General features: G+C 68.4%; 32 protein-coding genes. 9 read left to right on the top strand and 23 right to left on the bottom strand.

The window, feature by feature from the left end; genetic code table 11:
* From PSR88_RS00465 to PSR88_RS00435, 7 genes are all read right to left on the bottom strand, one after another.
* Window positions 1-150 (bottom strand): hypothetical protein, encoded by a 150-nt coding sequence (locus PSR88_RS00465; RefSeq protein WP_016884244.1) that lies wholly within the window; start codon window positions 148-150, stop codon window positions 1-3.
* Between the two features lie 14 nt (window positions 151-164).
* Window positions 165-401, bottom strand: a complete 237-nt coding sequence (locus PSR88_RS00460; protein WP_016884245.1) for a DUF3618 domain-containing protein — start codon at window positions 399-401, stop codon at window positions 165-167.
* Window positions 398-841, bottom strand: coding sequence for a phage holin family protein (locus PSR88_RS00455; RefSeq protein ID WP_011593428.1), 444 nt, complete (start codon window positions 839-841; stop codon window positions 398-400). Before PSR88_RS00455 ends, PSR88_RS00460 begins: the two co-directional genes overlap by 4 nt.
* A gap of 76 nt (window positions 842-917) precedes the next feature.
* Window positions 918-1445 (bottom strand): DUF6328 family protein, encoded by a 528-nt coding sequence (locus tag PSR88_RS00450; protein ID WP_009472648.1) that lies wholly within the window; start codon window positions 1443-1445, stop codon window positions 918-920.
* Window positions 1446-1558: 113 nt separating this feature from the next.
* Window positions 1559-1837 (bottom strand): GlsB/YeaQ/YmgE family stress response membrane protein, encoded by a 279-nt coding sequence (locus tag PSR88_RS00445; protein WP_009472647.1) that lies wholly within the window; start codon window positions 1835-1837, stop codon window positions 1559-1561.
* 100 nt (window positions 1838-1937) lie between these two features.
* Window positions 1938-2174, bottom strand: a complete 237-nt coding sequence (locus PSR88_RS00440) for a csbD family protein (RefSeq protein ID WP_009472646.1) — start codon at window positions 2172-2174, stop codon at window positions 1938-1940.
* Window positions 2175-2213: 39 nt separating this feature from the next.
* On the bottom strand, window positions 2214-2753 hold the full coding sequence (locus tag PSR88_RS00435; protein WP_009472645.1) for a Dps family protein: 540 nt from the start codon (window positions 2751-2753) through the stop codon (window positions 2214-2216).
* A gap of 476 nt (window positions 2754-3229) precedes the next feature.
* Between PSR88_RS00435 and PSR88_RS00430 the strand changes: the two genes are divergently transcribed.
* The 3 genes from PSR88_RS00430 (at window position 3230) to PSR88_RS00420 (ending at window position 4850) form a co-directional block, all read left to right on the top strand.
* Entirely contained in the window at window positions 3230-3475 is a 246-nt protein-coding gene (locus PSR88_RS00430) for a cold-shock protein (protein WP_009472643.1), read from the top strand.
* 146 nt (window positions 3476-3621) lie between these two features.
* Window positions 3622-4053 carry an ATP-binding protein gene (locus PSR88_RS00425; protein ID WP_009472642.1) on the top strand — a complete coding sequence of 144 codons (432 nt, stop codon included), beginning with the start codon at window positions 3622-3624 and terminating at the stop codon, window positions 4051-4053.
* Window positions 4053-4850 carry a SigB/SigF/SigG family RNA polymerase sigma factor gene (locus PSR88_RS00420; protein ID WP_011593425.1) on the top strand — a complete coding sequence of 266 codons (798 nt, stop codon included), beginning with the start codon at window positions 4053-4055 and terminating at the stop codon, window positions 4848-4850. Before PSR88_RS00425 ends, PSR88_RS00420 begins: the two co-directional genes overlap by 1 nt.
* Window positions 4851-4860: 10 nt before the next feature.
* On the opposite strand, the gene PSR88_RS00415 is transcribed toward PSR88_RS00420, so the two are convergent.
* Window positions 4861-5115, bottom strand: coding sequence for a hypothetical protein (locus tag PSR88_RS00415; RefSeq protein ID WP_009472640.1), 255 nt, complete (start codon window positions 5113-5115; stop codon window positions 4861-4863).
* 104 nt (window positions 5116-5219) lie between these two features.
* Between PSR88_RS00415 and PSR88_RS00410 the strand changes: the two genes are divergently transcribed.
* Both PSR88_RS00410 and PSR88_RS00405 read left to right on the top strand, forming a co-directional pair.
* Window positions 5220-6362, top strand: a complete 1143-nt coding sequence (locus PSR88_RS00410; RefSeq protein WP_016884246.1) for an FUSC family protein — start codon at window positions 5220-5222, stop codon at window positions 6360-6362.
* 86 nt (window positions 6363-6448) lie between these two features.
* Entirely contained in the window at window positions 6449-7219 is a 771-nt protein-coding gene (locus tag PSR88_RS00405) for a GAF and ANTAR domain-containing protein (RefSeq protein ID WP_016884247.1), read from the top strand.
* 2 nt (window positions 7220-7221) lie between these two features.
* Here PSR88_RS00405 and PSR88_RS00400 read toward each other — a convergent pair whose 3' ends face one another.
* The 7 genes from PSR88_RS00400 to PSR88_RS00370 all read right to left on the bottom strand — a co-directional run bounded on the left by PSR88_RS00400 (window position 7222) and on the right by PSR88_RS00370 (window position 13753).
* The gene (locus PSR88_RS00400) at window positions 7222-8046 is read right to left on the bottom strand and encodes a glycosyltransferase family 2 protein (RefSeq protein ID WP_011593421.1); all 825 of its coding nucleotides are present in this window, start codon (window positions 8044-8046) and stop codon (window positions 7222-7224) included.
* Window positions 8043-9047 (bottom strand): glycosyltransferase, encoded by a 1005-nt coding sequence (locus PSR88_RS00395; RefSeq protein WP_009472635.1) that lies wholly within the window; start codon window positions 9045-9047, stop codon window positions 8043-8045. The genes PSR88_RS00400 and PSR88_RS00395 overlap by 4 nt, the downstream gene beginning before the upstream one ends.
* Window positions 9044-10171, bottom strand: a complete 1128-nt coding sequence (locus PSR88_RS00390) for a glycosyltransferase family 4 protein (RefSeq protein ID WP_016884248.1) — start codon at window positions 10169-10171, stop codon at window positions 9044-9046. Before PSR88_RS00390 ends, PSR88_RS00395 begins: the two co-directional genes overlap by 4 nt.
* On the bottom strand, window positions 10153-11223 hold the full coding sequence (locus PSR88_RS00385; RefSeq protein ID WP_016884249.1) for a hypothetical protein: 1071 nt from the start codon (window positions 11221-11223) through the stop codon (window positions 10153-10155). The genes PSR88_RS00390 and PSR88_RS00385 overlap by 19 nt, the downstream gene beginning before the upstream one ends.
* Window positions 11224-11290: 67 nt before the next feature.
* Entirely contained in the window at window positions 11291-12715 is a 1425-nt protein-coding gene (locus tag PSR88_RS00380) for a trehalose-6-phosphate synthase (RefSeq protein ID WP_016884250.1), read from the bottom strand.
* Window positions 12712-13167, bottom strand: a complete 456-nt coding sequence (locus tag PSR88_RS00375) for an STAS domain-containing protein (protein WP_011593417.1) — start codon at window positions 13165-13167, stop codon at window positions 12712-12714. The genes PSR88_RS00380 and PSR88_RS00375 overlap by 4 nt, the downstream gene beginning before the upstream one ends.
* Window positions 13168-13537: 370 nt before the next feature.
* Window positions 13538-13753: a CDGSH iron-sulfur domain-containing protein gene (locus PSR88_RS00370; RefSeq protein ID WP_016884251.1), complete on the bottom strand. Its 216-nt coding sequence runs from the start codon at window positions 13751-13753 to the stop codon at window positions 13538-13540.
* 24 nt (window positions 13754-13777) lie between these two features.
* Between PSR88_RS00370 and PSR88_RS00365 the strand changes: the two genes are divergently transcribed.
* Window positions 13778-14824 carry an iron-containing redox enzyme family protein gene (locus PSR88_RS00365; protein ID WP_016884252.1) on the top strand — a complete coding sequence of 349 codons (1047 nt, stop codon included), beginning with the start codon at window positions 13778-13780 and terminating at the stop codon, window positions 14822-14824.
* A 3-nt stretch (window positions 14825-14827) separates the two neighbouring features.
* Here PSR88_RS00365 and PSR88_RS00360 read toward each other — a convergent pair whose 3' ends face one another.
* From PSR88_RS00360 to PSR88_RS00350, 3 genes are all read right to left on the bottom strand, one after another.
* Window positions 14828-16213: a WS/DGAT/MGAT family O-acyltransferase gene (locus tag PSR88_RS00360; RefSeq protein WP_009472628.1), complete on the bottom strand. Its 1386-nt coding sequence runs from the start codon at window positions 16211-16213 to the stop codon at window positions 14828-14830.
* Between the two features lie 119 nt (window positions 16214-16332).
* Window positions 16333-17499: an AI-2E family transporter gene (locus tag PSR88_RS00355; RefSeq protein ID WP_029539656.1), complete on the bottom strand. Its 1167-nt coding sequence runs from the start codon at window positions 17497-17499 to the stop codon at window positions 16333-16335.
* Window positions 17496-17942, bottom strand: coding sequence for a DUF6292 family protein (locus PSR88_RS00350; RefSeq protein ID WP_029539657.1), 447 nt, complete (start codon window positions 17940-17942; stop codon window positions 17496-17498). Before PSR88_RS00350 ends, PSR88_RS00355 begins: the two co-directional genes overlap by 4 nt.
* A 121-nt stretch (window positions 17943-18063) precedes the next feature.
* Here PSR88_RS00350 and PSR88_RS00345 point away from each other — a divergent pair, with 121 nt between their 5' ends.
* Both PSR88_RS00345 and PSR88_RS00340 read left to right on the top strand, forming a co-directional pair.
* Window positions 18064-18774, top strand: coding sequence for an enoyl-CoA hydratase/isomerase family protein (locus tag PSR88_RS00345; protein WP_016884254.1), 711 nt, complete (start codon window positions 18064-18066; stop codon window positions 18772-18774).
* A 120-nt stretch (window positions 18775-18894) separates the two neighbouring features.
* Window positions 18895-19332, top strand: coding sequence for a cupredoxin domain-containing protein (locus PSR88_RS00340; RefSeq protein WP_016884255.1), 438 nt, complete (start codon window positions 18895-18897; stop codon window positions 19330-19332).
* A gap of 5 nt (window positions 19333-19337) precedes the next feature.
* Here PSR88_RS00340 and PSR88_RS00335 read toward each other — a convergent pair whose 3' ends face one another.
* From PSR88_RS00335 to PSR88_RS00325, 3 genes are read right to left on the bottom strand one after another with little or no spacing between them, the layout of a single operon-like run.
* Window positions 19338-19790 carry a nitroreductase/quinone reductase family protein gene (locus PSR88_RS00335; protein WP_016884256.1) on the bottom strand — a complete coding sequence of 151 codons (453 nt, stop codon included), beginning with the start codon at window positions 19788-19790 and terminating at the stop codon, window positions 19338-19340.
* A gap of 8 nt (window positions 19791-19798) precedes the next feature.
* On the bottom strand, window positions 19799-20704 hold the full coding sequence (locus tag PSR88_RS00330) for a DUF4436 family protein (RefSeq protein ID WP_192815096.1): 906 nt from the start codon (window positions 20702-20704) through the stop codon (window positions 19799-19801).
* A 13-nt stretch (window positions 20705-20717) separates the two neighbouring features.
* Window positions 20718-21878 (bottom strand): zinc-binding dehydrogenase, encoded by a 1161-nt coding sequence (locus PSR88_RS00325; protein WP_016884258.1) that lies wholly within the window; start codon window positions 21876-21878, stop codon window positions 20718-20720.
* Window positions 21879-22001: 123 nt separating this feature from the next.
* Between PSR88_RS00325 and PSR88_RS00320 the strand changes: the two genes are divergently transcribed.
* On the top strand, window positions 22002-22538 hold the full coding sequence (locus PSR88_RS00320; protein ID WP_016884260.1) for a carboxymuconolactone decarboxylase family protein: 537 nt from the start codon (window positions 22002-22004) through the stop codon (window positions 22536-22538).
* A 41-nt stretch (window positions 22539-22579) separates the two neighbouring features.
* On the opposite strand, the gene PSR88_RS00315 is transcribed toward PSR88_RS00320, so the two are convergent.
* Window positions 22580-23005: a hypothetical protein gene (locus PSR88_RS00315; RefSeq protein WP_016884261.1), complete on the bottom strand. Its 426-nt coding sequence runs from the start codon at window positions 23003-23005 to the stop codon at window positions 22580-22582.
* Between the two features lie 46 nt (window positions 23006-23051).
* Window positions 23052-23738, bottom strand: coding sequence for a phosphatase PAP2 family protein (locus PSR88_RS00310; RefSeq protein ID WP_029539658.1), 687 nt, complete (start codon window positions 23736-23738; stop codon window positions 23052-23054).
* Window positions 23739-23835 lie beyond the last annotated feature (97 nt).

Genomic DNA, 23835 nt, shown 5'->3' with positions numbered 1-23835 from the left:
TCAGTCGGTCTCTGTGTCGGAGTCGGCGGAGTCCTCTGCCAACTCGGGCGCGTTCTCTCGCGTGGCCATGCCGCCGTTCTTGCCGTGATCGACGGGACCGGGACGGCCACCCTTGGGCTCGTCCGTCTCTCCGTGAGTGTCCTTGGTCATGTTTTTGCTCTCCTTCAGTGGCGGTGCCGACGGCGTTGTCGCACGGCGAAGTAGGCAACGACGAATGCGGTCACGAGTCCGGCGGCCGCGACCCCGCGGGGTTGCTGCCGGACCCTGTCGAGTTCGTGGCGCGCGCCGGCTTTGGCGCGTGCGGGCACGTCCACTTTGCTGTGCAGCGCATCCACAGTGGATGCGAGCGCGGCTCGTTGTTCGGCGACAGAAAGTTCCGGTTCGGGCTGGGGGTCGGTCATCGAAGGCCTTCCTTGACGGTGTCGACGTCGGCGCGCACGCTGTTCGCCGTCCGCGCGGGTACAGGCGGCAGCGCGTTCTTGGCGCGGCGGGCTCCGACCGCCGCCACGACGCTGCCCACCACGATCAGTACGGCGGCCACGATCAATGCGGCCAGCCACGGATCGAGTGCCGTCGCCAGTCCCAGAATTGCGGTGGCGACGAGGGCCCCGAATCCGGACAGCAGGAGCAGCACGCCCGCTCCGGAGACACCCGCTCCGATCCCGAAGCGCGTTCCCTTGTCTTTCACTTCGGTGAGGGCATGGGTCATCTCGGTCCGTACGAGTCCCGTCACCTGATCGGTGAGTCGTTCGACGAGTTGGACCGTCGACAGATCGTCGAGATCGTGTGCAGCGCCGGGCGGCTGGACCCGCGGGGTATCGCCGCGATGGATATCGGTCATGTCCGTGCTCCTTCCTCGTCTCCGCACCGCCTACCCGGGAGCGTTCCGGGCGAAACAGGGCGCACTCCCGCCGTGCTCATCGATCGGCGGAATCGCCGTCGGTCGAGCGATGCCGCGACCGCAGGATCGCGGCGAAGACCCAGAGTCCGCAAAACATCGCGAGGGCCACCGCGGCGGCGACAACTCCGGCGATGGGTGAGATCACGAAGCTGAAGATCAACGCCACCACACCGATCAGCGCCAGCGCGAGGGTGGCGATGCCACAGATCGCGAGGCGATGCGATGCGGACACGAGATCCGGGAGCGCGTGCCGACGGAAGAGCATGCGGTGCAGGCCGGCCGGGGCCACCAGGAGCATGGTCGACGTCACCGACAGTGCGACGGTCGCCAGATAGATGGCAACCTCACTGTCCGAGAGGTCCTCGAACCGTTGCTGGAACGGCAACGTCAACAGGAAGCCGGTGAGTAGTTGCACCCCGGTCTGCACGACGCGCAGTTCCTGGAGAAGGCCGCTCCAGTTCCGGTCGAGTCGTTGAGTCTCGGTCTCGTGCCGGGCGCGGAAGTTCCAGTTCGCATCGTCCCGAGCCGGTCCTCGACTGTCCATCCCCCACGAGTACCCCACCGCCGGCGTCGAGGCCACGATTTCGTGTGGAATACGCGACGAAACCGGGCCTGCCCATCGTGAGATGGGCAGGCCCGGTTCCGGAGTGCGGGGGACTAGCGTCGCCCGGCCGTGCTTCGCCCGGTCACGAGCTTGACCAGGAACAGGAGTATCACCGCACCGAGGAGGCAGGTGAAGAAGCTGAACCAGAGACCGCCGCCCTCGACGTCGGTGCCGAAGAGGCGGAGGATGAAGCCGCCGAGGAGACCGCCGACGATTCCGACGACGATGTTGAGGATGATGCCCATCTGGGCGTCGGTCTTCATGATCTTGCTGCCGATCCACCCGGCGAGGCCGCCGATGATGATCCAGCCCAGAATTCCCAGTCCTAGCACGTATCAGTCCTTTCGGGGGAGAGTGGTGACCGGCGATTGCCGATTCCGCTCGGAGAAGAGACGCTCGGTGCGGGCCGGTCGTGATCCGGCCCGCACCGTCTCACTGTTCGGCGCGCTGGCGTGCTTCCTGCGCTTCGGCCTTGCCGCGGGCCTTCTCGGCTTCGGCTTCCTTTGCGGCGGCCTCGCGTTGGGCGGCGGCCTTGTCCTGCTGCGCCTTGCCCTCGCGGGTGAGATCGTCCTGGCCGGACACCGCACCCGCGGCTTCCTTCGCTTTACCCTTGACGTCTTCGACGACGCCCTTGACGGCCTCTGCCGGACCGCTGTTGTTGTCAGCCATGTTCGTCACCTTTCGTTGTGGACGGGAGATCGACCGTGCTCACCGCGCTTGCGCGGCTGCCTGCTTTTCGGAGTGCGCGCCGTTGTTCGAGAGGCTGCCGCCGGAGTTCTCGAGATGGGCGCGGACGAACCACTGGAACTTCTCGAGTTCGCCGGTCTGCCCGATGAGAAGGTCCTCGGTGATCGGGTCGAGGTCGCCCGTCTCAGCGATCGCCTTGCGGTTGTCTCCGACGACGCCGCTGTAGACGAGGTCGAGGGCACCGAGATGCGCCTGCGCCGTGTCCCGCTTCACCGAGTAGTCGTCCCAGGTGCGGTCGCGGGCGATCGCGGCCGGGGTGCCGTCGGGCGAATTCCCCAGCGCGGCGATGCGTTCGGCGACGGCGTCCGCGTAGCCCCGCACCAACTCGACCTGCGGGTCGATCATCTCGTGCACGCCGATGAAATTCGGACCCACCACATTCCAGTGAATGTGCTTGAGCGTCAGATGCAGATCGTTGTATGCGCTGAGCCGCTTCTGAAGTATGTCGGCGACTCGCGCGCCCTGATCGTCGGAAAGACCTGGCACGGTGAACTTCGACATTCTCGGTCCTCTCTTTCGCTACTACCTGCCGGCGGAACTTCGAGGCATTGGGTGCCCCTCGATTGCCGGGGAGGCGGGGCCGGATGAACTCACCGCGTACCCGTGGTGAGAAGTCTCGAATCACCGTGACCCTGCCTCGCCGCAACCTGCGGTCGTGTCGAACAACGTTCCTGACTCGATCGCCGAAGTTCCGACAACTCGACCGTACTACAAAATCTATGCCGAGCAAATCAGATCTTCTGCGGTGTGGAGCGCGGATGCGCTGTGGTCGGCAGATCTCGATTGTGCAAACGCTCCGCCCGAATCGCCCCACATCCGTACTAGAGGCACTACCTTCGGTCTGATTCGACCAGGGGTCGACCGTGCGCACGCCGAGGAGGAGCAATGCTCAACGTGGCTCTGCTTGTGGTTCTGCTCGTTGCGAGTCTGGGGGGCGGCGCTGCGCTCCACGGCCTGGCCGATCGAAGGGCGGCACGATGAGCGCCGGGCACACGCTGCCGGCCCGGCAGTCGACGGCACTGCGCACGGGCACGGTGCGATGGTTCAACGCCGAACAGGGTTTCGGTTTCCTCGCCCCGGCCGACGGATCCGACGACATCTTCGTGCACGTCTCCGAAATCGCCGGCGACGGTCACCGCATTCTCGAGGAAGGGCAGCGCGTCAGCTTCGCCGTCTGCCGCACCGAGACCGGCGACCAGGCACGCGACGTCCGGATCGCCTGAGCCCACCGAATCGAGTTCGTCGAACCCGCACGTCGGGACGCATTCGGCACGCGCTCGCACTTTCGTTCGCCGGCGGGTTGAGGGTCGCGGCAGCTGGGTACGCTGCCGAGAGTCGCAGAAACCGACGACACAGACGTGGAGTGCAGATGGCCGAGGTCGACGAGGTTAGACGAATGAGAACGAGATCCGGTGTGCCCGTGGAGCTTCGTGTGGCGGCGGAGTTCGAACAGTTGCCTGTGGTGCGCGCCGTCGCGGAAACTCTCGCCGTTCTGGGAGACTTCACGCTCGACGACGTGGCCGATATCAAACTTGCCGTGGACGAGGTGTGTTCGGAACTGATCGCGGCTGCGCCGGGAAGTGCCGAACTGACGTGTTCGTTCGTCGTCACGGAGCCGGGGTTGCATGTGACGATCAGTGCACCCCTCACCCGCGGCGGAGTGCCCAACCGGGAAAGCTTCGGCTGGCACGTGCTCGAGACGTTGATGAATGCGGTTTCGGTATCGGAGGGACCCGTCGGCAACGGGTCCGTCGAACGGACCGTGGCGGTGGAACTGGTCAAATACAGGGGCACCATCTAGTGTCACCGGTTTCGGAACGTGGCGAGCGGCACCGTCCCGGCAGAGACGACTACAAGGACGTGGCGCCCACGGTGGCGCGCCTGCGAGCCTTGGACGCGTCGTCCGGGGAGGCGTCCGCGCTGCGCGACGAAGTCATCACACGCTGCCTTCCGCTCGCCGATCACATCGCCCGCCGATTCGGCGGGCGCGGCGAGGCGCACGAGGATCTGCTGCAGGTCGCCCGGCTCGGACTGGTCAAGGCCGTCGACCGCTTCGATCCGGACCGGGGCTTCGACTTCGTGTCCTACGCGGTGCCCACGATCATGGGCGAGGTTCGCCGGTATTTCCGCGACACCGGCTGGTCGATGCGGGTGCCCCGCCGCATGCAGGAACTTCACGCGTTGATCACCAAGGCCGTCGACGAGCTGTCGCAGGAACTGGGTCGGTCACCTTCGGCCAGTGAGATCGCCGCCCAACTCGAACTCGACGTCCGTGAAGTATCCGAGGGCCTGCTCGCGAAGAACGCCTACCAAACCTTGTCGATGGATGCAGCCATGGGTGATGATCCCGACGACCTTCCCCTCGCGGAGACGCTCGGCGAGGAGGATCCGGAGCTCGCGAACGTGGAGAGTCACGCCGCCGTGCGGCCTGCGCTGCAGAAACTTCCGCCGCTCGAACGCCGCGTGCTGATGTTGCGGTTCTTCGGATCGATGACCCAGACGGAAATCGCCCAGCGCGTGGGCGTCTCGCAGATGCAGGTGTCGAGGATCCTGGCGCGCACCCTCTCCGGACTGCGGGCGCAGCTGGGCGACGGCTGATCACCCCGGGTCAGCCACCCAAACCCGCGACCGTCGATTCGAGCGACGCGGCGTGGAACTCCAGATCGCTCTGCGAGCAGTCGCGGTCCTGCGGGAGTTGCTCGCGCAGTTCGGTCCGGGTCACGATGATCAGGGACTGGTGCTCGTCGCCCAGCTCACCCGAATCGACGATGGTGGGGGCGCCGCCCTGCAGGATCAGGGCGGGATCCGGCAGTGGCGAATCGAGAAGTGTCTGCAGGTGCGTCGCGGTCACGTGGGTGTTCATAGTGCCCGGCATACCCGGACGCGCCGCGTTCGAACCGTGTCGGTTGGTGCTGCCGCGACTCGGGCACACGGCACTTGTTGTCGCACGAAGGGAGAGAAGGACTCTTGCACGTCACCACACTCCGACGTCTGCGCTCGTGGGCGGGGGACGGTCAGCGAAACACCGTGGTGGTGCAGTCGGCGAAGGCCGCGACCGCTGCGGTGCTCGCGTGGATTCTGGCCGAGCGCCTTCTCGGGCTGCCGCAGCCGTTCCTCGCGCCCTACGCAGCGGTGTTCATGATCGAGGTCACCGTGTCGCGATCACTGCGGGTGGCCGGCGAGCAACTCGCGGCGGTCTCGCTCGGGGTGTTGCTGGCCGCGGCGGTCGGAATGCTGCTCGATTCGGTCACCGTCGGTGTCGGTGTGGCGGTGCTGACGGGTCTCCTGCTCGGCCGGTGGCACCGATTCGGTTCGAGCGGGGTGTGGGTGGCGGTCACCGCGCTGCTGATGGTGACGTACGGCGATTCCGATCAACCGGCGATACTCGGCGACCGCATCCTGGCGATCGCGCTCGGCGCCGGCACCGGGGTGGCCGTGAACGCGCTGCTCCTGCCTCCGCTGTACCTGAGGCGGTCCGAACGCGCAGTGACGGGGCTGGGTTCGACGGCCACGTCGCTGTTGTGCGACGTGGCCCGGGAGTTGCGGGAACCGGGAACCGGTGGACAGCCCGATCGTTGGGCTGAACGGGCGGCGCACGTGCGGGTGCAACTGGACGACGCCCTGGACGCCGTGGCCTGGACGGATGAGAGCGCGCGCGCCAATATGCGACGCGCCGCCGGTGCGGCCGCCGCCGGAAGGAAATGGAAACCGGCGGTCGTGGCGCTGTCCGAGGACTGGCCCCAGTGCACGGAGATCGTCCGCGCCACCTCGCTGGCGCTGGCGCCGCAACCCCCGTTCGGCCCGCTCGACCCGGAGATCCGGGAGAGTGCGGCCGCGTTCGTGGACGCACTGGCAGACGTGATCCGAGCCGAATTCGCCTTCGCCGACAGCCGCGACGCTCCGGTCGCCGCCTGCCGGACGGCGGAGGAGCGGCTCCGCAACTTCGAGGACGCGGTGTCCTCCCACAGCGGTCTGACCCGGGGTTCGTCGATGAGCGCCGGAAGCATCCTCCGGCCGTCCGCGGCGGCGCTGAGTTTGCTGACCGGGGAATCTCCCGCCTCACCGTCCGGGACGGGATCGGTGGACGGAGGCGGTCCCGGGGTCGAGTAAAGTCTTCTCGACGGTAGAGACAACTGCTGCGTTCGTTCAGTGGGTGTCCTGTCGGTTACACCCGGAATTTTGAGGTGTATCCGAGAATGGCCGAGACTGTGGGTGAGCGCCCCGAGTCGATGTCCCCCGAGCTCGACAACGCGACGATCGCCGCCCAATTGGGCTCCTTGGCAATCGCGTTGGACGAGTTCAATCGCAATTCTGGCTCGCAGGTGGAGATGAGCCTGCTGCTTCAGCGGGTCTGCGACCAGGTGGTGGACGCGATCGCCGACGCCGACATGGCCGGGATTTCGCTGCTGCGCGACGGACGGGTGGTGACCGTCGCGTACACGGACGAGGCGGTCCGTGAGATCGACATTCCGAACTTTCAGGCCCTCGACGGCGACTACTTCGGTGTCGCCGGAACGCGGAAGGTCGTCAAGGCCCGGCTCGGGGAGGCCGCGGCCCGGTGGCCGTCGGTCGCGGACAATCTCGACCAGGCCGGCATGCGCAGCTTCCTGTCCGCGCCGCTCGCCGTCGACGAGGCCCTCGCCGGCACACTCAACATCTACGGGCAGGGGGATCACGGGTTCAGCGAACTCGACGCCGTGGTGCTGCTCGTCTACACGACGGCGATCGAGGGTTTGCTGAGGAGCGCCCGCAGCGTGGAGTTGGCCAGGAACGAGGTTTCGGGTCTCACGAAGGCCATGAAGTCCCGTGCGGTCATCGAGCAGGCCAAGGGAATCGTGATGGCGCTGCGGGGCGTGCCCGCGGACCAGGCGTTCGAGATCCTCGTCGCGCAGTCGCAGCAGGAGCACGTCAAGTTGGCCGAGGTGGCGCGCCGCATCGTCGAGTCGGTGACGACGAATCCCGAGTGAGGTCAACTCCTCACCCACGTGCGGCGATCGCGGTCGTACTCGATCAGGCCGTCGGCTTCGAACGCCCTCAGCCAGCCTTGCATCGGCCACCACCCCCAGCGCCGGTGGAAGGTGTGGGCGTTGGTGAGGATGTCCCGCAGGTGCTCGACGGGTGGATCCGACACGGGGTGATACTGGTGAAACGCGTCGGCTCCGCCCACCCATCGCAGACCGACTCCCGCGGCGCGGGCGGTCTGCGCGAAGTCGGTGTCCTCGCCGCCGTAGCCGGTGTAGTCGGTGCAGAACCCGCCGATGTGCTGCCAGGTCGCCCGGCCGACGGCGAAGGACAGTGACCAGAACAGATCGAAGTCGCTTCCCGCTGTGACGGTCCCGTGCGGCGGCGCCGGGCGGGCCGGGTGAGGGGATCGCAGCCGCCCGAGCCCGGCGAGGTCGTACCCTGCGGGTTCTGGAGGCGGAAGGTACGTCACGGGGCCGGACAGCAGGGCCGACCGGTTGTCCGGATGCTCGGCCGCCGACACGTAGCAGCCGAGAAGACCCTCGGACGCCAGGCAGTCGACGTCGAGGAAGACCAGCAGATCGGCGCCGGCGGCGAGTGCGGCATCCGCACCCGCATTGCGTGCGGCCGCCAGGGGCAGCGGGCCGTCGTCGTGGTCGAGCCAGATCCCCCGTGCGTGTCCGTTCTCGGAGACAGTGTCCATCGTCCGCGGGTCACCCATCGCGACGACGATGTGGTCGTCGCAGGTACGCTGGCTCCGTTCGAGGGAACGCAACTGCATCCGCAGATGACGGTCCCGGCGTGCGGCGATCGTCACGACCGCGACCTTCACGGCGCCGATTCCGCCCGTTTCGCCAGGCTGTCGATGACTGCCGCTGCGCGGGTGGCGGCGCCCGCGGTCTGCCAACGCACCCAGCTGTCGCCGCCGAGGGCGAGTGCCCGGTCGAGCAGCGCCGGCCATCTGGTCACCTCCGGCCACTGCGGTATCGACACGGCGAGTCCACCGCTCGCGAGCGAGTGCGCCGTCGCCGATTGTTCACCGAACGGACGCGGCTGCGCGATGACGATGGCCGGACGGCGGGCGGCGGCGATCTCGGCGACCGAGTTCTGCCCGGCGTCGGACACGACGACGTCGGCGCCGCACAGTTCCGGCCAGGGGTCCTCGATCCACGGTGCGCCCGGAACCCCGAGTGCCTGCCATCGATAGTCGCGATGCACGTGGGCGCACCGACGGACGTCCCCGACCGTCACCGCGGTGCCGCCGGCGCCGCTGAGCACCAGGATCCGGGGTCGGGAGGAGGCGGGACCGGCGGCGGGTGCGCGGCCGTCGAACCGACTGATCCCGCCGACGAATGTGGTCTTGTGCGCGAATTCCCGTAACCATTCCGGGTCGTACATCGCCTGCGGCCATGCGGCCACGATGTGGTCGGCGAGCCGGTAGCCGAGACGATGGGCCGGATCTGTGCGCTCTCCCGGCATCGCGATCATCACCACGGGCACGCCCAGCAGTCGAACGAATGCAGCCACCTCCACCGAGACGTCGACGACCATCAGGCTGGGTCGGGTCGCGTCGACCCACGACGCTATCCGGGACATGCGGGTCCGCAGCCCGACGTCGTGGGCGGGAACCCAGTGCAGTGCGCCGTCGGCGGTGGGGTTCTCGGGGGAGGAGCCCCGGTCGTCGCGCGCCAGCCGGACACGGTCCGCGAACGGACCGCCGGGGTCGACCGGCGCCGAGGAGAGAGCGGTGACCGGTGCCTCCAGGGCCGCGCAGATGCTCGAGGCGCGCACCCGGTGGCCCGTCCCGTGGTGGTGGATGTAGTAGCCGATCACGATGCCACCTTCCGGTCGCCGTCGGCGCGGACCCGGTTCGCCGCGAGCCGCCGGTAGATGTTCACGTAGGCGTCCACCATGCGACGTTCCGAGCAGTGGCTCCGTGCGTGTTCGCGGGCTACCCGGCGTGGCAACGCGACGACCTGCGGTATCACCTGGGCGAGGGCGTCGACGTCGTCGGGCACGACGAGGCGACCGCAGTCGGCGGAGAGGACCTCGGGGATCCCGCCGCGCGCGAACGCGGCGACCGGCGTTCCGCAGGCGAGCGCTTCGGCGACGACCAGACCGTACGGTTCGTCCCACAGCGGGGTGATCACCGCCGCCGCCGAACCGCCGATCGCGGTCGCCAACTCGGGCTGGGCTAGGTGGCCCAGATAGGTCACGCCGGGACCCAGCAGGGGTGCGATCGTGCTCTCGAAGTAGCCCGGATCGCTGATGGGCCCCGCAAGGCGGATCGCGAAGCCCGCTCGGCGCGCCGCCGCGATCGCGACGTGCGCACCCTTCTCCGCTACCAGTCGGCCGAACCAGATGAGGTGCGGGCCGCCGTCACCCTGAGGCCAGCGGTCGACGTCGACCCCGTTCGGCACGACGTCGATGCGGTCGATCGCGTGACTCCACGCTGCGGCGGTGTGCTTGCTCACGGCCACGAAATGGGCGTCGGTGCCGGCCCGGACGGCGAGAGCCGACTCGAGCCACGGGGTGGGCGGAGTGTGCAATGTCGACAGCACGGGTGTCGGGACCGCGGGAGCCATGGCGACGGGGAGGTAGTGCAGGCTGTGGTTGTGCACCACGTCGAACGAATCCGCCAGCGGTCCGGCGAGATCGAGCATCAACCGCAGGTAGGCGTGGTGGTCCCGCAGGAAGTCCATCGGTGGCATCGACACGTCCTGCCGGGCGGCCGCACTCGTTTCCAAGGTCTCCACCGTCAGCTGCGCGCAACCGAGACCCGGATCGGATCCGGGTCCGGCGAACAGACTGACTCGATGCCCGTCCGCGCACAGGCTCCGCGCCAGGTGCCAGACGTGCGATTCGAGGCCGCCGGGGAAGGGCTGGCGGATGGGGTGCCGGCTGGAGGCGATCAGGGCGATGCGCAGGGCGTCGACGTTCACGGCAGCGCACGCCACGACAGTGCTCTTTCGTACAGGTTGTGATGCGCCTGCGCGAGCAGGCGCCGCTGGGTTGCGCGCTCGTGCCACGTCGCCCGGGCCGTCGCGGATCGGTGCAGGGTGCGGACGGCCCGGTCGAGCGAGGCGGCGTCGAAGGAGTCCTCGTCGAATCCGAAAGTGGCACAGTCCTGTTGCTGCGCATAGAAGCCGCATGTCGGGGCGACCACCGCGGTACCCAGGTCGTAGCACGCCTCGAGCCACCCGGAGTGGGTGCCGAAGCGGTAGGGCAGCACTGAGACCGACAGCGACGACAGGTACTTCCACAACTGGGCGTCGGTGAAGTACGGGTGGACGCGCACGTCGACCCGATCGGCGTCGCGGTAGCGCAGGAGTCGCGCCGCCGCGTTCGGCGCGTACCAATAACTGTCCGGTCGGAAGATCTCGTCGTGGACATCGATCTGCAGACGCGCTCCGCGGAGAGCGGCGACCGTGCGGGTCAGCGCGTCCAGGACCGGGAACGGATCCATGTTGGCGCGCAGACTCTTGACGTGCACCCCGACCACGAAGTCGTCCGAGTCCGGGCGGGGACGCTCGACCAGAGGGCGCTCCACGACGTGCGGGTGAGCGAGGACCGTCGCGGTGCGGGCCCAGTTCGCGTCGATGACGGCTGCGGCGCCCTCGGTGAGTGTGGCCAACTCGGTAGCGGCGGGCACCAGCACGTCGAGAACCTCCAGGTGCGGCCCGGCGTCGGGGTGGTGTGGGTTGCGGAGGTCGTGCACCGTGTAGACCAAGGGCTTCCCGCGGGCGGACAACTCGTGGACGATGTCCTTCATGTCCGCCGGTTCGATGGCGTCGAATCCGAAATGAATGTGGAACACGTCGAATTCGCGATGGTGGCGGCTGATCCAGCCCGGATCGAGCATGAGCGGTGGCCACCATCCCCCGGGGACCTTGCGACCGTCTGCCGGGACGGGATCGGCGAGACGGACGACGTCGCCGCCGCCTCCGTCCGGCTCGCCCAGATGACGAACGTAGACATGGGACTCCGGGACGGAGGCAACGCGAATCATGTGTTCTCCTTCGGCCTCGGCCGATCCAGGACAGGGGTGTGATGCGACGCTCGGTCGCGGGCGACGGCTACAACGCGCCGAGGAACGACTGCGCCCACCGGTGCACGTCGTGGTCGAGCACCTGACGGTGCAGTCGTGACATGCGGCGCCGTCCCTGCTCCCGTTCCGGGTCCAGCGCGGCCATGATCGTGTTCTTCACTCCGTCGAGGTCGTGCGGGTTCACCAGGTAGGCGCCCCGGAGTTCGGCGGCGGCACCGGCGAACTCGCTGAGCACCAGCGCCCCGCCCAGGTCCGCGCGACAGGCCACGTACTCCTTGGCGACGAGGTTCATCCCGTCCCGCATGGGGGTGACCAGCATGACGTCGGCGGCCAGGAACAGCGCGATCAGTTCGCTGCGATCGACCGGCTGATAGAGGTAGTGCACGAATGGCCGGCCGATCTGACCGTGGTCACCGTTGATGTGGCTGACCTGCTCCTCGATGGAACTGCGCATCTTCATGTAGTGCTCGACGCGTTCACGGCTGGGGGTGGCGAGTTGCACCATCGCGGTGTCGGACGGATCGAGGCGACCCTCGTCGAGCAGTTCGCCGAGCGCCGAGAGCCGCAGGTCGATGCCCTTCGTGTAGTCGAGCCGGTCGACTCCGAGGAGAATCTTGCGGGGGTTTCCGAGTTCGCGGCGGATCTCGGCGGCCCGTTCGACGATGGCGGGATCGGTTGCCTGTTCGACCAGTTGCCGCGAGTCGACGGAAATGGGGAACGCGCCGACCTGCACGACCCGGCCGTCGAGTGTCACCTTGCCGAGTGCGCTGCGCACGCCGACACCTGCGGTGGTGGTGTCGAGTCCCAGCAGCCGGCGCGCCAGGAACAGGAAATTGTTGGCGCCGCCGGGCAGGTGGAAGCCGATGAGGTCGGCGCCGAGCAGCCCCTCCACGATCTCCTTGCGCCACGGCAACTGCATGAACAGTTCGACGGGCGGGAACGGGATGTGGAGGAAGAACCCGATGGTCAGGTCGGGGCGCATCTCCCGCAGCAGACGGGGCACCAACTGCAACTGGTAGTCCTGCACCCACACGGTTGCGCCCTCGGCCGCGGTGCGCGCGGTCTCCTCGGCGAAGTGGCGGTTCACGTCCAGGTACGAGTGCCACCAGTCCCGGTCGAAGACCGGTGCCACCAGCACGTCGTGGTACAGCGGCCACAGCGTCGCGTTCGAGAATCCTTCGTAATACAGCTTGACCTCGTCCGAGCTCAGCTCCACCGGGTACAGGTCGACCCCGCCGGAGACGATCGGTTCGACCTTCGTGTCGGGCACACCGGGCCAGCCCACCCAGGAACCGCGTTCCCGGTCGTGAAGGATCGGCTCCAGTGCTGTGACGAGGCCTCCGGGGCTCCGCTTCCAGCGTGTCGTCCCGTCGTCGAGTGTTTCCATGTCAACGGGCAGCCGGTTGGCGACCACCACGAAGTCGGACGCGCCGTGCGGAACGGAATCCTTCACGCCGAGCGCCCACCCTGGTGAACTCCCTGGGCGACCAGCAGGAAGGCGTCCTCCAGGTCGGCGCAGAACGGGATCTGTGCAGCCATCTTCATTGCCGTCAACGGCCTGCGGAGTGCGTTGTTGCCGGTCACCGCCCACGGCACGGTGAGCCGGCGGGCGCGGGCGGCCATGGTGCCGAGTACCGGCAGGGCAGACGCGCAGAAGAATTGCACGTCCGTCAGGTCGAGCACGAACGGAAGTCGTTCGTTGATCGCCTCGTCGAGATGATTCCCGAAGGTGTGCAGGGTGGTGACGTCGATGTCACCGGATATCCGGACCACGAGGATCCCGCCGGCACCGGGCGCACTGACGACGGAGAGCCGCCCGTGCTCGGGCTCGACGGCCCAACTGAACAGCGTCGAACTGTCGGGTGGGCCGTAGCGTGTCGGCAGCGCACTGAGAACAGATTTCATGTCGTTTCCTCACGGTCGAGCGACGTTAGGAGACAGGCACGAAATAAGGCGCGTGAACCGTGCCCGTCCATTGCGGCTGGGGGCTCAACCGTGCAGGACTCTGACGTTACCCCATCGTGTCAATGACAGCGGCGAACGTTTCTGCCCGCGGACCACCGCCGACGGCGGGCTGTCGTCGTTTCCGGTTGTCCCACTGCACTTCTCGCCATCGAACCGGGGGAGGCAACCGGGGCGCGGCGTAGCTTGCCCGCGGAGTGGGTAATCGGAGCGGATGGAAATTATCGCCATCGTGATCCTTGTCGGCGTCGTGACGTTCGTGATCGCGCGCCGCCGCGCGCACAACCGGAAGCGCAACTGATGCGGGTCGGCCCTACGGGCGGCGCCGCTTCTTGTGCGACGAGTCGCAGAACGGAGCGATGCTTGTCCGCCCGCACCGGCACAGCGCCACGGTGGCCCGATCGGTGCCGAGCGGGTTACCTTCGGGGTCGAGGATCCGCGCAGCACCGCGCACCAGCAGTGGACCATCAGGGCAGACCGTGATCGTGACGTCGGATTCGTCGGCGCCGGCAATGGGAATGGAGTTCATATGACTACTTTGCACTCTCGGTCGATGTCGGACACGGTCGCGCAATCGGGAACGTCCATGCCCTTTCCGAAGCCGCGTGGGCCTGTCAGCGACCTCTTGTTCTCCATTCTGCGCGCAGACGTCGCCGATGCCGAACCGTTCGTGGCGGCGGCACGCTCCCTCGCCTCGTCGGCGCGCGACAGTCCGCGGGCGTTCCTCTTCGACGAGGACGCGCAGATCTGCCTGACCGCGCTCTACGAACTGCACCTGCAGGGGATCACCGGTGTCGGCGACGAATGGGAGTGGAACAGCGACCTGATCGCCGCCCGGTCGGCGCTCGACGTTCCGTTCGACGCCGCGATCCGTGACGTCGCCGACGCGCCGACCGGCGCCGACGACGTGGTGGCGGCACTGTGGGCGATGACCGCCCCCAGCACGGCGCCGGGGCTGTCCGGTCACATGGCCCACGAGGCGGATCTCACCCAGTTCCGGGAACTGCTGATCCACCGTTCCCTGAACCAGTTGCGTGAGGCCGACGTGCACACGTTCGGCATTCCGCGGCTCGCGGGCGCGCCGAAGGCGGCGCTGGTGGAGGTGCAGTCCGACGAGTACGGCGGCGGCAGACCCGAGCGGATGCACTCGGCGCTGTTCGCCACCACCATGCGTGAACTCGGGTTGTCCGACGACTACGCGCACTACATCGACGCGGTCCCCGCCGTGACGCTGGCGTCCCTCAATGCGCTGTCCCTGTTCGGCCTGCACCGCAGCCGGCTCGGGGCCCTGGTGGGACACCTGTGCGCGGTGGAGACCACGTCCGCGTTGCCGAGCAAGAAATACGCCGCCGGACTGCGCCGCCTCGGATTCGGGAAGGCGGCCACCCTGTTCTTCGACGAGCACGTGGAGGCCGACTCCGTGCACGAACAGATCGTCTGCCGCGACCTCGCCGGCGGACTGGTCGCGGCCCGGCCCGACGTGGCCGGCGACATCCTGCTGGGGGCTGCGGCCTGCCTCGCCTTCGACGACCTCGTCGGCGATCACGTCGCACGATGCTGGGAGGAGAACCGCACGTCGCTGCGGCAGCCGCCCGGTTAGGGATCAGGTGCCGGATGCGGCGACCGCGTGCTCGAGATCGCTGAGCGACGTCTCCAGGTGCGTGATGATCCGCTGTAGATGCGGGACGGCGTGCCGATCGCCCACCACGCCGACGTCGAGCTGACCGGACCGGCTGGTGAGGGTGATGCTGAGTGCTTGACCCCCGAGGACCGTCGGCGCCGGATACACGGCGTCGAGGCGGGCCCCATTCCAGTATCGCGGCCTCGACGGGCCCGGCATGTACGAGATCATCACGTTGAACGGCGGGGGAGTGTCGTCGACGAACCGTCGGACCGGCTCGAGCAGGATCGGGCTGATCGCCAGCGCGCTCATCAGTTGGAACTGGGTGTGGCTCAGCGCGCCGAACACCCGGTTGGTGTGCTCGACCGACTCGCTGATGCGGGCGAGGCGTGCCGCCGGATCAGCTTCGTCGGTGGCCAGGCCGACGACCATGGCGCCGACGCCGTGATCGCGGCCGCGCGGTCCGATCATCGTGCCGCCGAGGTCGAGGGGCACGGGCAGCATCGCCGTCAACGGCGCGTCCGGCAGCGCGTACTGCTCGAGGAGATACCGGCGCAAAGCCCCCGAACACATCGCGAGCACCACCGCGTTGATCGTGGTGTGGGCGGCGGTGGCCACCGACACCAGGCGCCGGATCGGCCACGATCGTGCCGCCAGTTTCCGGGCCCGGCCGACCGGAACGTTGAGCATCGTGGGCGGCGACTGCAGGGGAAGGGTCAGATGCTGCTCGCGGACGCCGTCGTAGGCGACTTTCGCGAGCGCGGGCAGTACCCCGACGATGCTGGTGGCGGCCCGCACCCCGGCCCGGACCACGGCCACCGGCAACACGGATTCGCGCCGCGGCACACCGGCGACCCCGGGAGTCCACGGTGCGGGGCAGTCGCGGGCGTCGGGGTCGGTCGACAGCGCGTGGTGGAGAAGTCGCAGCCCCGCCGGTCCGTCCATCAACGACAGGTGAATCTTCGAGAACACGGCCGTCCGTCCGTCGGCGAGCCCCTCGATGACGTGCATCTCCCACATCGGGTGCTGCGGATCGAGCGGCATGCCGTGCATCTGGGACACCAGCGACAGCAGGTCCTCCATCCGGCCCCGGCCCGGGACCGCGGTGTGCCGCACGTGGTAGCCGAGATCGATGCGGTCGTCGAACGACCACCAGGGGTAACTGGCCCCGCGGAGCGGGCGTACGGCGCGCCGGCGGAACGTGTCCGACGCGCCCTCGTGCGAGATCAGCGCCTCGAACATGGCCCGGGCATGGTCGGGCCCCGACTCGCGCGGCGGTTCGAACAGTTCGAGCGCACCCACGTGCATGGGATGCGACGGCGTCTCGAACAGCACGAACATCGCCTCGGTGGGACTCATCACCGACATCCAGCGCCTCTTTCTCATGCTCGGGACACGGCCCGAGCATGCCCCGGCGCATCCCACGTCTCCAGGGTAAGCAGAACACGGAAACTTCTTCCGCAAGACCGTTTTCGTGCCCTGCCTCCTCAGCCGCGGTCGAGCTGCGGAAACACCGTCTCACGGGCGAGGAGCAGAACGGCGGCGGCGACGGGGATCGCGAGCAGCGCCCCCACGATCCCCAGCAGCGCGCCACCGATGAGGACGGCGACGACGGTGACCATCGGGGGCACCTTGACGGTGCGGCCGATGATGCGGGGAACGAGAAGATAGTCCTCGAACAGGCGGAGGGCGATGAAGAAGACGATGGTGGCCAGTGACACCAGCAGGGAGACGGTGAGGGCGACCAGCGCCACCACCACGCCGGCGAGGGTGGAGCCGACCACCGGAATCAGATCCAGCACGGCGACCAGGACGGCCAGCAGCAACGGGTAGGGGACGTCGAAGGCGACCAGCCACACGAACGTGAGGACGGCGGTGATCAACGAGATCAAGAGATTCCCGAGCACGTATCCGCCGACCTTCGCGAAGATTTCGTCACCGATCAGGATCGTGCGGGGTCGCCGTGAGTTCGGGGCCAGGCGGTAGATCGACGACCGGATGTGTGCGAAGTCGGCCAGGAAATAGGCGGTGAGCACGACCACGATCACGGTGCCGCTGATGGCGCTGAACACGAACTTGCCCGCACCCACGAGCCCGCCGACCACCATCGGCGCGTTGCTCGCGTCGAGTGCCCGCCGCAGTTCGTCCTGCAGGTGGAAGCGGGTGCTGAGCTCCTCCAATACCGGGTAGCGCTGCTCGAGGTGTCCCAGGTAGTCCGGGGCGTTGTGCACGAGTGCGCCGCCCTGCGTCACCATGGGCGGGATCGCGGCGGCCAGGAACCCGGCCAGCACGGCGAAGGCGAGGACGAAAACCGTTGCGACCGCGGCCCATCGGGGAAAACCGTGCCGCACCAGCCAGGACACCGCAGGTTCGAGGCCGATCGCGAGGAATGCGGCGACGGCGATGAGGACCAGCACCCCGCGGGCCGCGAGAACGACCTCGATCAGGGCGTACGTGACGGCGACACCGGCGGCCCCCGCCATCCCGATGAAGAACGGTGACCGGCGATCGAAGCGCGGTCCGGGCTTCCCGAGCGGATGCGCCGCCGTGCTGATGCGCGCCGCGCCCTCCTCCGCGGCGACGATCGGCTGCTCCTGCGCGGGGGAATGCGGTTGGGCCACGCTGTCGTCGTGGCCCCCGGCGCCCGTGGTCACGGTCGTCTGACGACTCTGTCCCGCCGTCCGCTGCCGGCGGTGTCCCGGCCGATGCGGGGACACCGGTCCGCGGCGGTCGTGCCGGGTCCGGTGCTCGGCACTCCCGTCGATACGGGTGTCGAGCGGCAGTAGTCGTCGATCAACTCCACTGCACGTTCCGCGCAGACGGCGGGCGACGGCATCCGCCCGATGCCGAGGCCGTCGATCACGATGACACTGCGGCGGCCCAGTCCTTCGACGCCGAGTGACCAGCCGAACGTTCGATTCCACGCGAGCACCGCGTTGCGTCCGGGCAGATAGTGCAACCGGTGCGGCAGAACGAGGACCGCTTCGATGCCGTCGCTGTCCCACCAGTCGATGGAGTCGGCGTGAACGGTTCTGGCCACCGTGTGGATATAGTCCCGAACGGTGCGGGTGTCGGCAATGCCTGTTCCGCTCTTCATCGTCCACCGCCTCAGCTGTTTGACGATCGACATACCCGGCCCCGCGACAGTTGAAACTTCACCCACCGAGGTGTGTGTGCTCGAGCGGCGCGACCCGCCCGTCTCCAGGTAGCCTCGCCGCATGCCTTACGTGGAGCGCTCGGAAGATGTGTTCGTCCTGTACTTCGGCGAGGAGGGGGAACCGGACAGCGAGAACGCCTTCCACCCGGATTGGATCGACAGGGTCGACAGCCTCCTCGACCGCATCGAGCAGCACGACGGTCCCGCCGCCCTGGTGACGACGGGACTCGGAAAGTTCTACTCCACCGGTCTCGACACCGCCTGGGTCGTCGCCAACACCGACAAGCTGAACTCCTACATCGACCGGGTGCAGGCCCTGTTCGCCCGGATCCTCACTTTCCCCCTGCCGACCGTGGCCGCGCTGACCGGGCACACCTTCGGTGGCGGCGCCATCCTCGCGGCCGCCCACGATCACCGGGTAATGCGTGAGGACCGCGGCTACTTCTGCCTGCCGGGCATCACCATCGGGGCGAGTTACGCGCCGGGCAGCATCGCGCTGCTCGCGGCCCGCCTGCCCGCGCGGGCCGTGCACACCGCCCTGGTGACCGGCCGTCGGTACGGCGGCGTCGCGGCAAGCGAACTCGGGTTCGTCGACGAGGTCGCCCCCGAGCAGCAGGTGCTCACCAGGGCCGTCGAACACGCGCAGGGGCTCGTCGCGACCCGCGGACGCACACTCGGTGAGATCAAGTCGTCCCTCTACGCGGACGCCGTCGCCTCGCTCCGCACCCCGGTGGCGAACCTCGAGTCGCAGGAGGCGCTGAACGGCGGCTGACGGGTCGCCGGGCGCGCCGAGGGGTGCCTGCCGTGAAAACGGGTACTACTCCCGCGAGGAGCGGGGCGTCGGGCATCCGTTCTCATCGTCATCTCTCATCGTCATCCGGAGGCGACCACCATGAAACGCGTTCTGACACTTGTCCTGCCGATCCTGCTGGCCGTCTTCGCGCTGGCCGCGTGCGGAAGTGACGGTGATGACTCGTCCGGTTCGGCGGAATCGGCGCACGGCGGCGACCATCCCATGTCCGGCATGCCGTCGATGTCCATGTCGATGCCGATGTCCATGCCTGCGGGGGCGGGTCAAGCGGGCGGGCAGGAGATCCTGATCTCCGATTTCAAATACACCCTGCCCGGCACGTTCGCGCCGGGAGAAGAGGTCACCGTCCGCAACGACGACACCGCCGAACACACCGTGACGGCAGACACCGGCGACCTGTTCGACGTGGAGGTCGAACCGGGTGCGACCGCGACGTTCACCGTTCCCGGTCAGCCGGGCACCTTCGCGTTCCACTGCGCGTATCACCCGAACATGGTGGGCACACTCGAGGTTCGGTGACCCCGTCAGTCGAGTGGCTCGATGCGGAACACCTCGCACCGGTCCGCGGCGGCCGCGAACGCCTCCGGCGAGGAGTTCGCGACCGTTCCGGCCTTGAGGAACATGGTGACTCCGTGCGGCACCCGGATCGGGAACTCGCGGAGGATCCGGCCCCGCTCCGACATGGGGAGGGCGACCAGCCGGACGCGTTCGCGGCGACGCCCCCGCGTCAGCTCACCGCGCCCGGCGGCCAGGGCATTCTTCGCCCAGTCCGATTCGGCGTATCCCGCGACGACGTAGCGCCGGCCATCCACCTCGTACGGTGACACGGGGGTCGACCGGAGCACCCCCGTCTTCCGGCCGGGGACGGTGAGCGCAGGCATCGGCATCGGAACGCCCAGGCGGTGCAGGCCCACGATCACCTTGTTCACGTGGGCGAGATACCAGGGCGGCCGCACTGTTCCGGTCCGGCGCACCATGTCCTCGACTATTCCGAACCCGGCGCTCTCGTGGCAACCACCTCGTGCTGTGCGGGCGCTTCGCTGTCCCGCCACCAGCAGAACACGAACAGGGCCAGCGACGCGACGAGTGTGGAGACCACCCACACCGTGAGGGCGATGTCGACCCACGACCCGATCGGCGGGCTTCCCGGCAGGATTCCACGCAACGGCACGACGGCGAACAGCATCGCGGCCATCCAGCCCAGCATGTCCGTGTTGACGGCGCGCTTACGGCGGAACGTCTGCAACGCGACGAATGCGGCGAGGCCCGCGAGGATCGTCATCATCAGCAACAGGATTCCGGCGTAGATCAGGTTCCCGCCCGTGCGCGCGAACATCAGCGCGGCGCCGGTACCGTTCCGGGACAGGTCCGTATCGACCGCAACCTCCTCGGCGCGTGCCTTCCACCCGTCGACGCGGCCCTCCAGCAGGAGGGCCGTGGGCACCAGTTCACGGTCGGCGCCGAGCCCCTGATACGCCTCCACCACCATTGGATTCACCTCGAACCGGTCGAACGGCCAATAGGCCGCGTTGCCGGTGGCGATGAACTCGGTGTCGAAGGTCGTGGCCGAGGCGCCCGCCCGGAAGACGATCTCCTCGTGGCTGGTGCTCGGGACGAGCAGCAGCGTGATGTCCCGGTTCAGTGTGTCGCCGTTGGCGTGGAGGAAATCCTCACCGACGGTGATTGTCACCTCGGCCTGCACCCGGTCGGTCGTCGGCTGCAGCGACTTCGCCGTCACGAGGACCACGACCTCGTCGCTGCCGATCTCGAACGGTCCGTCGTCGTCGCCGGTGCGGCTGCTCAGCCCGTACACGGTGAGCGACGCGGCGTAGATCAGCGTGAGGAGAAGCGCCGGGACGGCCCACTGGAGCCGGGGGTGGTGGGATGTCATGGGCATCGGCGAATCACAGCGCGGCGGTCGTGTTCTCGGGGTCGATCAAGATCTTCGCGTGGACCTCGGGGCTGCCGAGCGCGGTGAACGCGGATTCGACACCGGCCAACCCGACCGTGCCGGTGATCAGCGGCGTCGGATCGACCTTTCCGTCGGCGAGCATGTGGAGTGTGTCGCGGAACTCGCGGGGGTCGTAGGCGATGGCGAAGCGCAGGTCGATCTCCTTGTTGATCGCCAGGGCGGGCCGGAAGGTGTCGGTCTCCATGCAGACCCCGACCACGACGACACGTGACCGCAGCGGCGCGCCGGCCAGTATGCCGTCGATGACTCCGGGCATGCCGACGCACTCGAAGACGACCGGCCCGGACGGTGTCGCGCCCACCGCGTCGGCGAGGGCGAAGGCATGCCACCACGGCAGCTTCGGGATTCGACGCAGCCTCTCCATGGTGTCCAGTCCGAGGGCGAGCACCTCCGTGATGGAGGTCGTCTCCCTGCGTCGCGGATAGGACGTCCAGGGCGACGCCGCGGCAGCGTCGACGACGACGTCGGCACCGCATTGCCGGGCGAGCTCCCGCCGTCGGGTGGAGAAGTCGGCGGCCACGACGGTGCGGACACCGGATGCCTTCAGCATGCTGATCACGGCGAGACCGATCGGGCCGCATCCGATGACGATCGCGGTCCGGCGCGTGCCGACGTCGCCCTTCCGCACCGCGTGCCACGCCACCGCCATCGGCTCGGTCAGCGCGGCCGCCTCCTCCGACAGCCCGTTGGGCACCGGCAGGGTCATCGACTCCTGCACCACCACCTGTTCCGCGTAGCCGCCCGGCGCCGAGGCCGACAGCCCGGTCAGGTGGATGTCCGACCCGGTGCGGACGATGGGCAACGCAACCACCGCGGTACCCACCGGCCACCGCTTCCGGCAACCGGGCCCGTAGCCGGCGACGGTGCCGCTGAACTCGTGCCCGAGCACGACCCGCTGGTGGGAGCGCATGAAGTCGCGGTAGCCGGTTTCGGCCGCCAGTTCCGCCATCGCGTCGGCGTGCACGCGGGCGTGCAGGTCCGAGCCGCAGATCCCGCACCGGGACACATCGATCAGCACCTGACCCCTCGCCGGGATCGGAGCCGGGATGTCATCCACCTCCAGGCGAGTCTCGGTGCAGATGACAGCCTTCATGCCGACTCCTCGGGGTGCGGTGGGCCTCCGTTCCGAACGTAGAACACTCCCGTCGCCGGGACACCACGATTGCCGAACGGCTTCAGGGTTGTCCCGCCCCGGCGATGGGTGTAGACCGACAGCATGAGCGTCCTCGGTCAGATGGACTCGTTTCGTCGTGTCTTTCCCACCGCCCGCCGCAACCGGGCAGACCTGTTGCGCTGGTTGCGGCGCCGACCGCAGCTACTCGCCGCCGTCGGGTTCCACGAGTTCGCGCTCGCGACCAGCGCCAGGGTCGACCCGCGTCTCAAGGCGCTCGGCGAGATCAAGGCGGCCGCGCTGACCAACTGCGAGTACTGCCTCGACATCGGATCGGCGTTCAGCCGCGCGCTCGGAGTGAGCGACGCGCAGTTGCGCGCCCTCCCGACGTTTCGGGAGAGCAGCGAATTCGACGACACCGAGAAGCTGGTGCTGGAATTCGCCGAGGCCATCACCCGCACGCCCGCCCACATCGGCGAGGACCTGCGGCGCTCATTGCTCGCCGAGTTCTCCGAGGCGCAGCTGACCGAACTCGCCGCGGCCATCGCCTGGGAGAACCACCGGGGACGTCTCAATCAGGCGCTCGGTGTGCGTCCCTCGGGTTTCTCCGACAGCGACTTCTGCGTCGTGCCCGAGCAGTAGCCGGCGGAGTCTCCGCACTCGGTCCGATCGACGTCAGACCGTCAGCGGCAGCGGGAACGCGACAACCCGTCGAGCACGAAACCCAGCCCGATGCCGAGCATCCACACGTCCTTGGCGACGGCGATGCCGTTCTCGTTCGGCCAGATGCTGCCGGGGTTACGCAGTGCAGGCGTCCTCGCGTACATGGCCACGAGGCCGCCGGAGAACCCGGTGAGCGCCGCCCCGGCCACGGCGGAGGGTACGAACGGTGTGAGCAGTGCTGCGCCCGTGCCGATCTCGGCGACCGACAGCAACTTGATGAACCGTTCCGGCGGAATCGCGTTCAAGAACGGGAACGCCCCCGCCGCCATACCGTGAAGGCCCTGGGCGGCCTGCTCGTCCGCCGACCATTTCTGTATCCCCGAATGGAGGATGAAACCCCCGGTCGCGATGCGCGCGGGAAGGTCGCCGAGTGTGGTCAGTCGCATGGTGGTCTCCTGTCGTCCGGGTCGAACCAGAGAACTGTTCCCCACCTCAGCCTCCCACTCGGTCGACGACCGCGAGCGGTTTCGGCGGAGCGACGGCGGCGAGCGGACGGTGGACACGCTCGTACGTGGCGGCGCCTACCGTCACGAACACCGCGCCGAGGATCGCGCCGGCGACGACGTCGGACATCCAGTGGACACCGAGGTAGACGCGGGTCATGGCAACGATCACCACCCCGCACCCGGCCACCGCCGCGCCGCATACCCGGACGCGGAGATGCCGGCGGCCGAGCAGGATCGCCGCCGTGATCCCGAGCAGGGCCGCGGTGCCCGTGACGTGCCCGGACGGGAACGAGTAGTCCGTCTCCAGGACCTCCTGCAGGTCGACGGCCGGCCGGCTGCGTTCGACGACCAGCTTCAGGGCCGTGCTCGCCGCGGTGGCGGCCCCGACCGTCCCGACGACGACGGCGGCGGGGATAGCGGAACGCCGGCGCCAGGCGAGGGCGAGCCCGCAGATCACGGCGAAGGCCACGGTGGCGACGGGGCTGCCGAGGTCGGTGACGAGGAGAGCCACATGGTCGAGGGTGGCGGAGCGGTGACCGACGACCCACGACGTCGCGGGCACGTCGGCACCGGTCAGTGGGCCGCCGTCGCGGACCTGCACACAGAGCACGGCCAGGATCAGCGTCAGCGCGGACACACGAAGCCCGGCGGTGGCGATGGAGGTGTGGGGCATCCGGCCAGTGTCGTCACCGCCCGCTGTGGGAACGCTGAGAGCGCGTGGCCCACCCCGCGGCGGTCTGTTGTACTGAAAGTCGCGGGGCACAGGGAGG

The organism is Rhodococcus sp. DK176, from assembly GCF_038447315.2.
GTDB classification, from domain to species: Bacteria; Actinomycetota; Actinomycetes; order Mycobacteriales; family Mycobacteriaceae; genus Rhodococcus_F; species Rhodococcus_F jostii_A.
This window is presented reverse-complemented; position numbering and strand designations above follow the sequence as displayed.